Origin of the sequence: Massilia sp. R2A-15 (assembly GCF_030704305.1) — a bacterium.
In the GTDB taxonomy this organism is placed as follows: Bacteria; Pseudomonadota; Gammaproteobacteria; order Burkholderiales; family Burkholderiaceae_D; genus JAFCUW01.
The window spans coordinates 4,627,571-4,640,387 of the sequence record NZ_CP131935.1 but is presented as its reverse complement, the minus strand read 5'-3'; the positions used below and the strand labels follow the sequence as shown (position 1 = coordinate 4,640,387).

Annotated in this window: 15 protein-coding genes; 9 read left to right on the top strand and 6 right to left on the bottom strand. The window is 63.0% G+C overall.

Annotation, left to right across the window (positions count from 1 at the left end; translation table 11 throughout):
* Nucleotides 1-102: 102 nt before the first annotated feature.
* The 4 genes from Q4S45_RS21420 to Q4S45_RS21405 all read left to right on the top strand — a co-directional run bounded on the left by Q4S45_RS21420 (nucleotide 103) and on the right by Q4S45_RS21405 (nucleotide 3,716).
* Nucleotides 103-345: a hypothetical protein gene (locus Q4S45_RS21420; RefSeq protein WP_305507421.1), complete on the top strand. Its 243-nt coding sequence runs from the start codon at nucleotides 103-105 to the stop codon at nucleotides 343-345.
* The gene (locus Q4S45_RS21415) at nucleotides 345-710 is read left to right on the top strand and encodes a hypothetical protein (RefSeq protein ID WP_305507420.1); all 366 of its coding nucleotides are present in this window, start codon (nucleotides 345-347) and stop codon (nucleotides 708-710) included. Before Q4S45_RS21420 ends, Q4S45_RS21415 begins: the two co-directional genes overlap by 1 nt.
* A complete protein-coding gene (locus Q4S45_RS21410; protein WP_305507419.1) occupies nucleotides 711-3,086 on the top strand; it encodes a phage/plasmid primase, P4 family in 2,376 nt (791 codons plus the stop codon).
* Between the two features lie 369 nt (nucleotides 3,087-3,455).
* Nucleotides 3,456-3,716, top strand: a complete 261-nt coding sequence (locus Q4S45_RS21405) for a hypothetical protein (protein WP_305507418.1) — start codon at nucleotides 3,456-3,458, stop codon at nucleotides 3,714-3,716.
* Nucleotides 3,717-3,851: 135 nt separating this feature from the next.
* Here the strand turns inward: Q4S45_RS21405 and Q4S45_RS21400 are convergent, their stop codons facing one another.
* Nucleotides 3,852-5,138, bottom strand: coding sequence for an integrase family protein (locus Q4S45_RS21400; protein WP_305507417.1), 1,287 nt, complete (start codon nucleotides 5,136-5,138; stop codon nucleotides 3,852-3,854).
* 334 nt (nucleotides 5,139-5,472) lie between these two features.
* On the opposite strand from Q4S45_RS21400, the gene Q4S45_RS21395 reads away from it, so the two are divergent.
* From Q4S45_RS21395 to Q4S45_RS21375, 5 genes are all read left to right on the top strand, one after another.
* Nucleotides 5,473-5,871, top strand: coding sequence for a cupin domain-containing protein (locus Q4S45_RS21395; RefSeq protein ID WP_305507416.1), 399 nt, complete (start codon nucleotides 5,473-5,475; stop codon nucleotides 5,869-5,871).
* Nucleotides 5,872-6,027: 156 nt separating this feature from the next.
* Nucleotides 6,028-6,291, top strand: coding sequence for a hypothetical protein (locus Q4S45_RS21390; RefSeq protein WP_305507415.1), 264 nt, complete (start codon nucleotides 6,028-6,030; stop codon nucleotides 6,289-6,291).
* A 109-nt stretch (nucleotides 6,292-6,400) separates the two neighbouring features.
* Complete coding sequence (locus Q4S45_RS21385) at nucleotides 6,401-6,694, top strand: hypothetical protein (RefSeq protein WP_305507414.1); 294 nt, start codon at nucleotides 6,401-6,403, stop codon at nucleotides 6,692-6,694.
* 198 nt (nucleotides 6,695-6,892) lie between these two features.
* Nucleotides 6,893-7,096, top strand: a complete 204-nt coding sequence (locus Q4S45_RS21380; protein WP_305507413.1) for a hypothetical protein — start codon at nucleotides 6,893-6,895, stop codon at nucleotides 7,094-7,096.
* A 37-nt stretch (nucleotides 7,097-7,133) separates the two neighbouring features.
* On the top strand, nucleotides 7,134-7,910 hold the full coding sequence (locus Q4S45_RS21375; RefSeq protein WP_305507412.1) for a GIN domain-containing protein: 777 nt from the start codon (nucleotides 7,134-7,136) through the stop codon (nucleotides 7,908-7,910).
* A 62-nt stretch (nucleotides 7,911-7,972) separates the two neighbouring features.
* On the opposite strand, the gene Q4S45_RS21370 is transcribed toward Q4S45_RS21375, so the two are convergent.
* The 5 genes from Q4S45_RS21370 to Q4S45_RS21350 form a co-directional block, all read right to left on the bottom strand.
* Nucleotides 7,973-8,284, bottom strand: coding sequence for a BON domain-containing protein (locus Q4S45_RS21370; RefSeq protein ID WP_305507411.1), 312 nt, complete (start codon nucleotides 8,282-8,284; stop codon nucleotides 7,973-7,975).
* A gap of 94 nt (nucleotides 8,285-8,378) precedes the next feature.
* Nucleotides 8,379-9,485, bottom strand: coding sequence for a LytR C-terminal domain-containing protein (locus Q4S45_RS21365; protein ID WP_305507410.1), 1,107 nt, complete (start codon nucleotides 9,483-9,485; stop codon nucleotides 8,379-8,381).
* 19 nt (nucleotides 9,486-9,504) lie between these two features.
* A complete protein-coding gene (locus Q4S45_RS21360; RefSeq protein ID WP_305507409.1) occupies nucleotides 9,505-10,446 on the bottom strand; it encodes a type II secretion system F family protein in 942 nt (313 codons plus the stop codon).
* A gap of 9 nt (nucleotides 10,447-10,455) precedes the next feature.
* A complete protein-coding gene (locus Q4S45_RS21355; RefSeq protein ID WP_305507408.1) occupies nucleotides 10,456-11,433 on the bottom strand; it encodes a type II secretion system F family protein in 978 nt (325 codons plus the stop codon).
* Between the two features lie 29 nt (nucleotides 11,434-11,462).
* Nucleotides 11,463-12,809 (bottom strand): CpaF family protein, encoded by a 1,347-nt coding sequence (locus tag Q4S45_RS21350; RefSeq protein ID WP_305507407.1) that lies wholly within the window; start codon nucleotides 12,807-12,809, stop codon nucleotides 11,463-11,465.
* Nucleotides 12,810-12,817 lie beyond the last annotated feature (8 nt).

Below are 12,817 nucleotides of genomic sequence, written 5' to 3'. Positions count from 1 at the left end.
AGGGGGGGTAAAAATACCCCACCTGCCCACTCTTGCAGCCCCACTCACACCCGAGTTTCAAATGAATCATCTTCAACGTAGAAATATGAAAGGTGATTCAAAATGGGCAAGCCAAAAACTAAAACGACTGGCGATCAGCGTCGTCCGTATGATTTCCCAGCGCTCGAGCAGCAGACGCGCACGCACGTCAGCACTGCTTGTGCGGCCTTTTACCTGACCCGCGCCGCTCAGACTCTGCGCTCCTGGGCCTGCCTTGAGAACGGTCCGCTGCGCCCAGTGCGCATCAATGGCCGCCTGGCGTGGTCGGTGGCTGATATCAAGCGCTTGCTGAACGGGGGGCGCTAATGGCGCACGCCCAGCTCCCCCTGATTGCAGAATTGGACCTCGGCGACTCCGAAGGTTCAGCCGCAAGCAAAGCAGCCGCCAAATTCACCGGCACGACCAATCCTCGCCACCTGCGTGTGATCCACGCCTTGATGATCCGCCCGCGCCGGCGCGAGGAAATCGACTCCATTTCGGGCGCATCGAATGGGCCAGACCTGATGGCCGACTTGCGCGCCTTGGGTTTGAGCGCTCCTTGCCGTGTCGTGCCGGGGATTGACCGCGATGGCTTTCCGATCCGCTTTGGCGTTTACGCGTTCACGTCCGAGGATTGCCGCAAAATCACTGCCTGGCAACGCAAACTCAAGCGTTCGGCGGGGAGCAACTAAATGAAAAAAAATGAAGTGATTTTTTGCTCGACGTTGCAGGAGGCCTTCGCACATTTTGGGTTTACATACCCTTCCCGCATGATCGCGCCGGGCGTTATGGTTCGTTTTCCGACGAACGATAACGCTAACGATCTGGCGGGATGGTGCAAGGTCTTTTCCGATGGCAAAGGCGCGGCCTTCGGCTGCAACCGCGATGGCACGAAGTTCGTGTGGCAGCAGCGCGACAGCAATACGCCCCCGCCGACTAAAGCGGCGCAGCAGGGTATCCGTGCTAAGGCTGCGAAAGCGCGTCAGTTGGCAGAAATTGAGCGCGACAAAGATTACGCAATCGCCGCAGAGGGTGCCATTAGCATCCTGAGCACCTCGGGTGAAATCGATCCGGCGCATCCATATGTCGTCCGCAAAGGTATAAAGCCTTTCGCTGCCTTCCAAGACCGCAATAACGCCATTTTGTTGCCGGTCTATGACCGTAATGGGGCTGTTCAAAGCGTGCAGTTCATCAGTGCGGACGGTCAAAAGCGCTTCCTGCGTCACGCGAAACTCAAGGGTGGGCGGCTGGTCCTGGGAGCGCCGGCGAACGGCGCGCCCCTGACACTGGCGGAAGGTTGGGCGACCGGGTGCAGCATCCACGAAGCGACCGGAGAATGCGTCGTCGTCTGTTTTTCCGGCAGTAACCTGGATGACGTTGCCGCCGACTTGCGCCGTCATTTTCCTGATTCGCCGCTGCAAGTCGCAGGAGACTTGGACACGCATGGAAAAGGACTGGAGTACGCTCAAGCTGCCGCGGCTGCCGGCGCTCCCGCGAACGTTCAGTTGCCCACTTTCGCCGATGGTCGCGACCGTGGTGATTTTAACGACTTGCACTTGCACGAAGGACTGGACGAGGTACGCCGCCAGTTATCGGCTGTGTTCGATGGGTCCGATCGTGCGGTGGTTCCATTCATGGAGCCGCTGCTGCCGTCTTGCGATGCCCGCGATGGCACCCGCGATTCGCGTCCGCTCACCGAGTTCGGAAACGCCCTGCGCTTGTTCGATACCAACGGTGAACGCCTGCGCTATGTTTACGATGCGCGGTTGTGGGTCTCATGGTATGGAGGTGCCTGGCACTGGGACGACGGTTCGGGCTTGCGCACGCTCGCTGCCCACCTGCCGCCTTCCATCTATGGCGAGGGAACTGAATACCTGACCGACGCAGAGCATTTCGCAAAGTGGGCGCGCAAAAGCCAAGAGAGCCGCGTCATTAACGCAGCCGTTGCCTTGCTCTCCGACTTCGCGCAGGTTCGTCTTCCGCTTTCGAGCCTTGACGCTGACCCAAACCTCGTTGGTTTCGACGAAGCGCGGCAGGTAGTCGACCTCCGCAATGGCAGCTATCGCGCAGCTACGCCGTTTGACTACGTGACCAAGAGCCTGGCGGTGACGAATATTGGAGATGCCGCCTTGGCGGTTCGCTGGATGCAGTTCCTCGATCAGGTTTTCGAGGGTGATCAAGAATTCATCGACTGGTTGCAACGCTTCTGCGGATACCTGCTCACTGGCTCGACGCAGGAACACCTGTTCTTGTTTTGCTTCGGTCATGGCGCCAATGGAAAGTCCGTGTTTGTCGAACTGCTCAAGCATGTGATGGGCGACTATGCGCGTGCAATCGCTTCCGAAACACTCTCAGAGTCGAAACGCCAGGCTGGTAGCGCAACCCCGGACTTGGCCGCTTTGATCGGCGCCCGTTTGGTCATGTGTTCGGAAACTGAGGACAACACGGCCTTGGCAGAATCGCTGGTGAAGAGCCTGGTCAGCGGCGACAGCATGGCGGTACGCCAGTTGTATGCGGCTCCTGTTCAGTTCACACCTGGTTTTAAATTGATTATGTGCGGCAATCACAAGCCTGTTGTGCGCGGCAACGACAACGGCATCTGGCGGCGGGTCCGGCTGGTGCCTTTTACACGTACATTTTCACCCGCCGAGCGCGACCCACACCTGCTCGTCACGCTTAAGGCAGAAGCGCCGCACATCTTGGCGTGGATGCTGGAGGGGTGCATCGCCTGGAAAAAAAATGCTCTGACCGACACGCCGCAAGCGATCCTCCACGCGACGGCCGAGTACCAAAATGACCAGGATCTCATTGGTCGCTGGCTGGAGGAGTGCACCGTTTCCGCGCCGGATAGCGAAACGACTAAAGCCGACTTATACCGCAACTGTAAGGCCTGGAGCGTCGATAACGGATTGCGCCCAGCGAGCGAAATCACCTTGAGCCGCCGCCTGAGCGAACGTGGCCTGAAGGAGCGTAAATCCCACGGCACGCGGCTGTGGCTGGGAGTGAGGTTGGTGCATTCGCAGCACACGACTACAGAGGCGTATTTGCGCGCGTCCGAAGGTTTTTAACTACGTCAGTAAAACAATTGGGGCGAGTGGGGCAGATTTATGCCGGTTTTCATAAACTCCCCCTACATTTTTCTGCAAGGAGAAGTCTTAAAAACAGGGGGAAACCTGCCCCACTCGCCCCGGCGTGCCTACAATTGAATGAGCAACGAAAAGCACAGAAACGGCGGACCAACATAATTGCAATGAAACTCGCTTCACGGAAGTTAGTGATGGCGCGCGTCGGACTTTCCTATGCAGTCGAATCGAACAGCCTGAAATGCACGGTGTCACATTCGTGACGAGAAAGTGGCGAACGATTTGGCGAGTTGCGCAGTTCGTCACCCAAGGGATGCCTGACCTGCAACCGCTTTCCTCATCGGCTCGCTTGCCTTGGATCCAACCGAAACCGCGATCCGGTTTCGGCCAAGCGATGACGATGCTGTTCCAGCGAGCCGTGCATTAGCGCAGCGATATGTCCCCCACTCCGCGCCTTGTAAGTGGATCGTGCAGGAAGTTGCCGTTTCGTGGCACTATGGCCAGCTCGACCTGACATCGGCGCCCGGCAAATCGATGCTGACGATGTTGGCGATGGTCGCCGTGATCGAGCGCGCTCTGCAGAATGCCGACGCATCTAAGGGCAAGACGCCGTAATGGCTTTAGTGTCTTCCGACAAGAAAGTATGGGCACATTTAAAACGGTTGGCATAAACAAGACTTTGTCATAGAGGAAGTACGTCGTGTCGCAGCGACACGCGGCCTGGCCGCCTCATTCAACCGCGACGATGCGCTAGCCGATTGGAAGCGGCGGGAATGCCGTGCACGCCTCTTCGAGCATCCAGGCTTCGATCTTGATGTGCCACATTCGCAGCAGATCGAGCGGGCGACGAATATAATTTTGCTCACGCACGCCTTGAGGGGCGTGCCCTTGAATCTGCGCAGAAATACCCGTTGGGGTTTCAATCCATTCGCATAAACTGGCGAATGACCGACGCAATCCATGCAGCGTCAGCGGCGGCAAGCCCGCCCGAGCCAAAGCCTCGTTGTGCGCAATGCGCGGCTCGGCAAGTCGGCCCGATTCGGAACAAGTACTGCTGAATACCCACTCGTTGCGTCGGGGAAGAGTGCCCAGCAGGGAGGAGACATACGGCGTCAACGGAACCATGCGGAAGTCCTCGATCTTGTCGCTCAGCTTCATACTATTCCACTGGAAATCGACGTCGACCCACCGTAATTTTGCCATCTCCTCGCGGCGCGCGCCGGTCAAAAGCAAGCACTGCAAGTACGCGCTGATTACCGGGTTGCCAATCTGCCGCACCGCGTCGAACCACGCCCCAAGCTGCTGGCGTTGCAGAACGTCGCTCTTGACCTTTGACTTTCCTAAAGTTTCGCGCGCTTTACTGCTTTTCGCCGGATTTGTTGTGACGACCGCCGCATAGGTAGGGTGAGTGGAGCACCAATTCAGGCAGGCCTTCAGCAGTCTCATTGCCAGACGAGCGCTCGACGGCCGGGCAACGACCTCCGCCCTTGCCCATGCTTCTACGCGCTCCGTAGTGATGTCAACCATTCGCATGGTGGCAAATTGCGCAAGCGGCCCTGGCGCAGTGAGTCGAGGACTCCGCGTGCGTTTCTCACCGCCGAGCTGGATAATTTTGTGGTGAGCGGAGAGATGATGTGCCGACCACAGAGGCGCGCGCTCGGCGACGTATTCACGCCAGATATCACCGAGCGTAACCGCATCGCGCTTTGCGTTAGCATGCGCTGTCCGTTCCGCGCTGATCTGGGCCGCGCGCATCTCCTCTCTGACTCGGCGCGGATCGATCCCTTGGTCGGTCAGCGTCTTGTAGCGCGTCGCCTCGGCCTGCGCCTTGCTTATTGTCCACGTGCGCGGGTCGCCGATGGTCAAGCGTAGGGTCTTGCCATGCAAGCGCGTTTCAAAGATATATGACTTGGCGCCTGTGCGCGTCGCACGTAAGCCCAGACCGGGTGCTTTACCATCCCAAAAAATAGTTTGCTGTTTTCCTGGCTCGCACTTGAAGCTTGCTACCCGCTCTGCTGTGAAGTTCGTGCGCTTCATGCTGCCCCCCGGTCTCGCGCGCCCATGTAGGCACTGTGTAGGCAAATTATACCAACAATCATGAATGCAATTGAATGATCCAATCAGCAAAGAACGGCCCAACACTGGGAGCAATGCGGAATGCGCATGCATCCAGTATGTCGATCTACGCATCTGAATGAATCGCCCGGACGATTTGTAATCATCAGGTGGCCAGTTCGAAACCGGCAGTCGGCACCAAAGAATCAAGCAAAAAGCCCAGCCTACCAGGCTGGGCTTTTTGCTTTCTGGCGGCCGTCACGGGAGTAAGATGGGGTTGCGCATTCCGCGCCAACCCAACCTTCGGGGGAACTCCATGACATTGCAACAGCCATCCATCATGTTCGCCGCCTCTTTGCTCGCGCTCGGCCTGCTGGCGACGACGGGCGCGTCCGCCCAGGTCAAGCGCACGCCGGTACTGACGGCCGACGTCGCGGCGCCCGGCCATCAGGCTGTGGTAGTCCGCGGGGAAATCGATCCGGGCGCCAGCGCGCCGCGCCATAGCCATCCGGGCGACGAGATCAGTTATGTCCTCGAAGGGGAAGCCGAATTGCTGATCGATGGCGAGCCGCCGCGCATGGTGAAGGCTGGCGAGGCGTTCGTGGTCCCGGCGGGGAAAGTGCATGGGGCGCGCAATCCGGGCGCCGCTTCGCTGCGATTCGTCGGCGTATATGTGGTCGAGAAAGGCAAGCCGCTCGCCGCGCCGGCAAAGTGAATCCCGGCGCCTTCGCGTTTGCATCGCGGAAAAATCGTGAGCCCACCCCTACATCCACGGTAGGAGTAGGCTTACTTCGACTTGCGGGACAGTCCTTCTTGCGGCAGACGGTCTCATCTCTATACTCGAACCGAGCTTAACCACGAGGCGACCACCATGAAACCTACCGATCTGCACAACCACGTTGACCTGACCCAAATCGCCAGCGCGCTCGGCGTGACCGAGGTATCTGTCTTTCTCACCGGCGTCGAAGACGGCCTGGAGCAAGGTCCGCAGCCGGCCGTGGTCATGATGTACGACGAACCGGCTCTGCAATGGGAATACGACACCGGCTGCCACGTCGGCGCCTGCCTGGCCATGCGCCAGCAGCCTGCCGAACACCGCAGCTTCTATCTGCCGCCCGGCGGACTCATTCACTAAGCATGCGCGCGGAAACGCCGTCGTGTAACGAAGTGTGTAAAGGGATGGCGGATTGCTGAAGATGCACTATATGTGAAGGTAGTGCTTCTTCGTTTTTTGGCAGAGCGCCATGGATGCCATCCTGAAAGGCGCGGCGAAACGCCTGACATTTTCGCTGATCATCGCAACGTCCCTCGGCGGCTGCGCAGTCTACGACCCGGGCTATCCCGGCTATTCAATCTACGACCCCTATTATGGCTACGGCGCTCCCGCGTATTACGGCGCGCCTTACTACGTCGGGCCGCCCATCTCCCTCGACCTGTGGTGGTTCGGCGGCGGAGGCGGCTACCGAGACGGTCATCACGGATTCCGCGGCGGCCACCACGGCGGCAGCCGTGGAGCGTGGGGCGGGCGGCATCGCTGAACCGAACCGCAACTGCCTTAACTCACCTTCGACATGGGGCCAGGTCCGCGGACCTGACACCGTCCGCGTGCGCTCTCGCGCCGTTTCTTGCACTCCATCCCGTCATTCATGCAGTCTGTCGCAATCCGGTAGGGTTGCGCCCGGCCCTTGGCTATAGTTCACTCAACCCAACGAACTTATCGCGCCAAGGAGCCCCAAATGAACATCGCAAAAAACATGGAAGTCATCTTCATCGCCGCCCTCGCACTGGCCTCGGCAACCGGCCTGGCGCATGCCGCCGTGCCGGCCCGCCACGCCGCGACTCCAGTCGTGCAGCAGGCCGCTTCGGCCGCGCCGATGGCGGTCGTGACCATCACCGCAAAACGCCTCAGCGCCGCTCAAAAAGCAGCGCTGGGTAACTAATCGACGCAACGATCCACGACCTTCGGAGAACAAGAACATGAATAAATTTTTCGGCGCGGCCTGCCTGGCCATCACGATGTCGGCAACCACGGTCGCGGCGCTCGCCGCCGAGCAGCAAGTGAGCGAAACGCGCGCCGTCGATGCGCGCGTGATGAAGGTAAAGCTCGGCGGCATCATCGATCTGCGCGTCAAGCAGGGCGCGGCCGCGTCGCTGGTGATCTCGGGCGACCAGCGCTACGTGCCGAAGGTCGTGACGACCCAGCAGGGCGACACGCTGCTGATCGATATCGAGCGCAATCGCCACATCCATTTCGGCGGCAACAACAAGGAGCAGTTGCGCGCCGAACTGACGCTGCCGAACTTCAACGAACTGGTCTCGCAAGGCGTCGGTTCCACCGAGATCAGCGGCTTCTCCGGCGAGCAGATTCGCCTGGCGCTCGATGGCGCCGGCGCGGTCACCCTCGCCAGCCGCTACCGCAACATCGACGCCAACCTGGGCGGCGTCGGCAGCATGACACTCAATGCGCCGGATTGCGAGCGCGTCGACCTGAGCCTGCGCGGCGCGGGACGGATCGAAGTCAATGGCCAGAGCAAGCTGCTGCGCGCCAAGCTGGGCGGCGTGGGCAGCCTGGAAGCGCGCGAACTGCGCGCCGATGCGGTGGACCTGAACATGACGGGCCTGGGCAGCGCGACCGTGTACGCCAAGACCAACGCCAACCTGAACCTGAACGGACTGGGCTCGGCCACCGTGTACGGCAAGCCGGCCAATCGCAAGTCGACCGCGAGCGGACTGGGCAGCGTCAGCTGGGAATAAGCCAGCGCCGCATTGCTGCAAAGCCGCCTTCGAGGCGGCTTTTTCACATCCGCCGACGGTTTTTATTTGACCGTCATGTCGTTCTTCACGCCCTTCACGCCCGACACGCCGCGCGCGATCGTGGCAGCCTTGTCGATCGCTTCTTTCGACGACACGAAGCCGCTCAGCTGCACCGTGCCCTTGAAGGTTTCCACATTGACCTCGGTGGCCTTGACGTCGGGATCGGCGGCCAGCGCGGCCTTGACCTTGGTGGTGATCACGGAGTCTTCAACGAACTCGCCCGTGCCTTCGTGTTTGGCGGTCGGCGCGCAGCCGGCCAGGGCGAAGATCAGCACGCTGACAATCGAGGATTTGAGGATGTGGGCAAGGCGCATGGCGGTACTCCGGAAGAGTTGGATGACCGCCCCATTTTCGCGTGGCGCCGGGGCGCACGTTTGATATGCGACAAACGTGCCCGCCGCGCCGCCGTCAGCCCGCGCGCGCCAGCGCGGCCTTGACGACGCGCCGCGCATCGGCCTGGCTGCGCACCAGGTCGCGGCCGATCACCAGGCGCAAGTCGGCCGCGCCGCCGGCCGGGACTTGCTGCACCTCGGCGCCGCCGAAGCGCTCGGCCAGCCGCGTCGCCGCATCGCGGAAGGCGGCCTGGTATTCGATCCGCGTGCGCTGGACGTTGAAGCCTTTATGGTTCGACAGGCGCACGACGCGCACGCCGGCGTCGTCCATCCGCTGCGCCAGGGCACGCGCCATGCCGGCCACGCCGTTGCCGTTGCGAATTTCCAGCCGGGCGGCCGCGGGCGCGACTTGGGCCGGCGCCGTCTGCGCCTCCGCCAGCGCCGGCGCCGCTACCGGCACTGTGGCGATGGCCGCCGCCGGCGCGCCCACAGGGGCAATAGCGGCAGGGGCGGCGGTGCGGCGTAGCTCGAACATGCCGGCGCCGGTCTGGCGCACTTCGGTCTGCGCCATCGTGTCCTGCGCGCCGACAGCGTTGTCGCCCGGCGCGCCGGCCAAGCGCTTCGCCGGAGCATGGTCGTCGCCGAAATCGTGCCGCTCCAGCGCGTCGGCCTGGCGCGCCACCAGCTGCGCGCGCTCGTGCTGGCCCATCCTGGCCAGGGCGTCGCCCAGATGGCGCCAGGAGCGCTGGCTGAGCGGGTCGAGCATGCAGGCGCGCTCGAGCGCGACGACCGCTTGCGGGTAGTCGCCGCTGAGAATGTAGGCGTGGCCGAGGTTGCTGAACAGGTAGGCGGAAGCCGGGCCCGACGTGGCCGGGTCCGCCGTCAGCTGGCGCCACAAGGCGATTGCGCTGGCCAGATCGCCCTGCTCCGCATGCAGGGTCGCCAGGCCATTGCGCGCGTTCACGTGCGCCGCGTCGATGCGCAGCGCGACCTGGTACGACTGGGCCGCCAGCGCGTGCTGGCGCGCCAGCTGCTGTTGCCGGCCGGTCAGGTAGGCGTCGTCGGCCGTCACGCCCGCGCGCGCCTGGACGGCGGCCGGCGCGGTGCGCTGGCCGACATCGGCGCAGGCCATCAGCAGCGCGCCGGCACAGGCCGCCGACAGGTATTTCAAGGTGGGTTGCATGGTCTCTCCTGGGAGCGATTCAATTGCTTCCGGCCAGTGCCGGCATCAGCGTGCGCACGATCTTGATCGCCGCCGGCCCGATCAGCACCATCAGCACGGTGGGAAAGATGCAAAAGATCAGCGGGAACATCAGCTTGAGCGCGATCTTCGCCGCCTTTTCTTCCGCCATCATGCGCCGCTTGGTGCGCAGGTTGTCGGAATACACGCGCAGCGAGGCGCCCATGCTGGTGCCGAAGCGCTCCGACTGGATCAGCATCGCCACCAGCGCGTCGACGTCCTCCACGCCGCTGCGCAAGGCAAAGTTGCGCAGCGCCTTTTCCTTGGTGAAGCCGGCGCGCATTTCCATCAGCACCAGCTGCAGTTCCTGCGCCAGCACCAGGCTCTTGATGTGGATCTCGGCGGCCACCTTGATCAGTGCGCGCTCGAGGCTCAGCCCGGCCTCGACGCACACCGTCAGCAGGTCGATAGCGTCCGGGATGTTTTCGAAGATGTCGCGCCGGCGCCGCCGGGCAATGCGCGACAGCACCATGTTGGGCACGTAGTAGCCCAAGGCGGCGCAGGCAAACAGCGACAGCAGCAGCGCCTGGCCGCCCGGCATTCGGTGCGACAAGGCCAGCGCCAGCGCCACCACGCCCGGCAGGCCGAGCGCCAGCACCGTCTTGGCCGCGAAATACAAGGTCGAGGCGGCCGGGCTGCGCCAGCCGGCGTTCATGAACAGGGTGCGCAGCGCCGATTTCTCCCAGCCTTCCTCCGGCAGCGAGAGCCGGGTAAAAGGCTGGGCGACCTTGGCCACCCGTTCGACCCATCCGCCATTTTCGAGCTGGGTGATTTCGGCCGTGCCCATGAACACGGCCAGCCGCTCGCGCAGCGAGCGCGGCGAAAAAAACACCATGGCCAGCGTCGCCAGCCCGCAGACGATGGCAAACACGATCAGCAGGAACAACACCTGATATGCGTTCATGGCACCTCCTCAGATACGAATACGGATCAGCCTGCGCAGCCAGACGATGCCAACAAGCAGCATCACCGCGGCATACCAGAGCATGCGCACGCCCGCCGGGTCGGTCCACAGCATGCTGATGTAGCCGGGGTTGGTGAGCATCATCACCAGCGCCACCGCGAACGGCAGCAGCCCCAGCACCCAGGCCGACATGCGCCCTTCGGCCGACAGCACGCGCACCTGCGCCAGCAGCTTCAGTCGCCCGCGGATGATGTGGCTGATGTTGCCGAGGATTTCGGCCAGGTTGCCGCCGGCCTCGCGCTGGATCAGCACGGCGATCACCAGGTAGCGCAGGTCGGTCAGCGGGATGCGGCTTGCCAGGCTGGTTAAGGCCTCGTGCATCGGCACGCCATAGTTGATCTCCTCGTGGACGATGCGGAACTCGCCGCTGAGGGGCTCGGGCAGCTCGCTGCCGACCATTTGCAGCACGTTGTTGAACGAGTGCCCGGCCAGCATCGCCCGGGCCAGGAAATCGGCCGTTTCGGGCAGCTGCGCCTCGATCTTTTGCAGCCGCGCGCGGCGTGCGCGGCGCGCCAGCGCCATCGGGATGCTGGCACAGCAGGCGACGATGACGCAATGGGCGAGGAAGGGCGCCGGCCAGATCTGCGTCATCAGCAGGCCGATGACCAGCAGGCCGGCCGACGCCGCCAGGAACTGCGCCACCGTCCATTTCACCCCGGCCTGCAGCAGCAGGCCGTCGATGCCCGCGCTGCCGGGCAGCTTGTGCAGCAATTCGTCGAGCCCGTCGGACTTGCTGTAGCGGCGCTGCTTGAGGATCGAGATGCGCTCCCCGTTGCCGCGATGCTGGTCCGACATCATGCGCAGGCGCCGCGCCACACGTTGCGCGCCGTTGCCGTAGGTATCGGCCCACCACAGGTACGCGCCCTCGACCATCAGGATGATGGCCGCGAACAGCAGCACCGCAAACCCGTAAAAAATGCCGTCCATACTGCCCCCGATTGCTGTTGCGCGCCGAACTATTCAAACGTACGGTCCGGATCGAATGCCGTTTCGGCCACCGGCGCGCCGAACTGGCGCAGGCGGTCGGCAAAGCGCGGGCGCACCCCGGTGGCGCCGAACAGCCCGAGCACCCTGCCGTCGGGGCCGACGCCGGTCTGCTCGAAGCGGAAGATTTCCTGCATCGCGATGACCTCGCCTTCCATGCCGGTGATCTCCTGCAGGCTCACCAGCTTGCGCGTGCCGTCGCTCAGGCGCGTCACCTGCACCACCACCGTCACGGCCGAGCAGATCTGCTGGCGCGTCGCGCGCGGGGTCAGGTTGGCGCCGGCCATGCCGACCATGTTTTCCAGCCGCGACAGCGCGTCGCGCGGCGTGTTCGAGTGGATCGTCGCCAGCGAGCCTTCGTGGCCGGTGTTCATCGCCTGCAACATGTCCATCGCCTCGGGGCCACGCACCTCGCCCAGGATGATGCGGTCGGGACGCATGCGCAGCGCATTGCGCACCAGCGCGCGCTGCGTCACCTCGCCCTTGCCTTCGATGTTAGGCGGGCGCGTTTCGAGCCGCACCACGTGCGGCTGGCGCATCTGCAGCTCGGCCGCATCCTCGATCGTGACGATCCGCTCGTTGGCCGGAATGAAGCCCGACAGCAGGTTGAGCAGGGTGGTCTTGCCGCTGCCGGTGCCGCCGGAAATGAGGATGTTGATCTTGGCCTGGCCGAGCGCCTGCAGCACCTGCGCCATCGGCGGCGTCATGCTCTTGTAGTCGAGCAGGTTCTTGACCGTCAGCGGGGTCGCCGAAAACCGCCGGATCGACAGGATCGGCCCGTCCACCGCCAGCGGCGGAATGATGGCGTTCACGCGCGAGCCGTCGGGCAGGCGCGCATCGACCATCGGGCTCGACTCGTCGACCCGGCGGCCGACCCGCGAGACGATCTTCTCGATGATTTTCATCAAGTGCCCGTTGTCGTGGAAGGTGATGTCGGTCAGCTCGAGCTTGCCGCGCCGTTCCACGTAGACCTTGCTGCAGGTGTTGACCAGGATGTCCGACACGGTCGGGTCGGCCAGCAGCGGCTCGAGCGGACCGAAGCCGAGCATCTCGTGCTGGATGTCGAGCACCAGATTGTGCCGCTCGCTCTGGTTGAGCACGATCCGCTCTTCCTCGATGATGCGCTGGATCAGCAGCGACAGCTCGTGCTTGAACTGCTCGGCGGTCAGCCGCTTGAGCCGCTCGAGGTCGATCCGGTCGAGGATCATCTGGTGCATGCTCTTCTTCAGTTCCTGGTAGGCCTGGTTGGCCACCTCGGGCACCGCCGCGACCGGAGCGCGCGCCTCGTCGTTCCCAGCCAGCCGTTCACGTAGCGTCATGGTGTCGC

Excerpts from the sequence above, each read along its gene's own strand:
- Q4S45_RS21420 (WP_305507421.1), top strand. The coding sequence starts at position 103 with ATGGGCAAGCCAAAAACTAAAACGACTGGCGATCAGCGTCGTCCGTAT.
- Q4S45_RS21370 (WP_305507411.1), bottom strand. The coding sequence starts at position 8,284 with ATGCGCCTTGCCCACATCCTCAAATCCTCGATTGTCAGCGTGCTGATC.
- Q4S45_RS21395 (WP_305507416.1), top strand. The coding sequence starts at position 5,473 with ATGACATTGCAACAGCCATCCATCATGTTCGCCGCCTCTTTGCTCGCG.
- Q4S45_RS21390 (WP_305507415.1), top strand. The coding sequence starts at position 6,028 with ATGAAACCTACCGATCTGCACAACCACGTTGACCTGACCCAAATCGCC.
- Q4S45_RS21410 (WP_305507419.1), top strand. The coding sequence starts at position 711 with ATGAAAAAAAATGAAGTGATTTTTTGCTCGACGTTGCAGGAGGCCTTC.
- Q4S45_RS21360 (WP_305507409.1), bottom strand. The coding sequence starts at position 10,446 with ATGAACGCATATCAGGTGTTGTTCCTGCTGATCGTGTTTGCCATCGTC.
- Q4S45_RS21380 (WP_305507413.1), top strand. The coding sequence starts at position 6,893 with ATGAACATCGCAAAAAACATGGAAGTCATCTTCATCGCCGCCCTCGCA.
- Q4S45_RS21415 (WP_305507420.1), top strand. The coding sequence starts at position 345 with ATGGCGCACGCCCAGCTCCCCCTGATTGCAGAATTGGACCTCGGCGAC.
- Q4S45_RS21375 (WP_305507412.1), top strand. The coding sequence starts at position 7,134 with ATGAATAAATTTTTCGGCGCGGCCTGCCTGGCCATCACGATGTCGGCA.
- Q4S45_RS21385 (WP_305507414.1), top strand. The coding sequence starts at position 6,401 with ATGGATGCCATCCTGAAAGGCGCGGCGAAACGCCTGACATTTTCGCTG.
- Q4S45_RS21365 (WP_305507410.1), bottom strand. The coding sequence starts at position 9,485 with ATGCAACCCACCTTGAAATACCTGTCGGCGGCCTGTGCCGGCGCGCTG.
- Q4S45_RS21400 (WP_305507417.1), bottom strand. The coding sequence starts at position 5,138 with ATGAAGCGCACGAACTTCACAGCAGAGCGGGTAGCAAGCTTCAAGTGC.
- Q4S45_RS21350 (WP_305507407.1), bottom strand. The coding sequence starts at position 12,809 with ATGACGCTACGTGAACGGCTGGCTGGGAACGACGAGGCGCGCGCTCCG.
- Q4S45_RS21355 (WP_305507408.1), bottom strand. The coding sequence starts at position 11,433 with ATGGACGGCATTTTTTACGGGTTTGCGGTGCTGCTGTTCGCGGCCATC.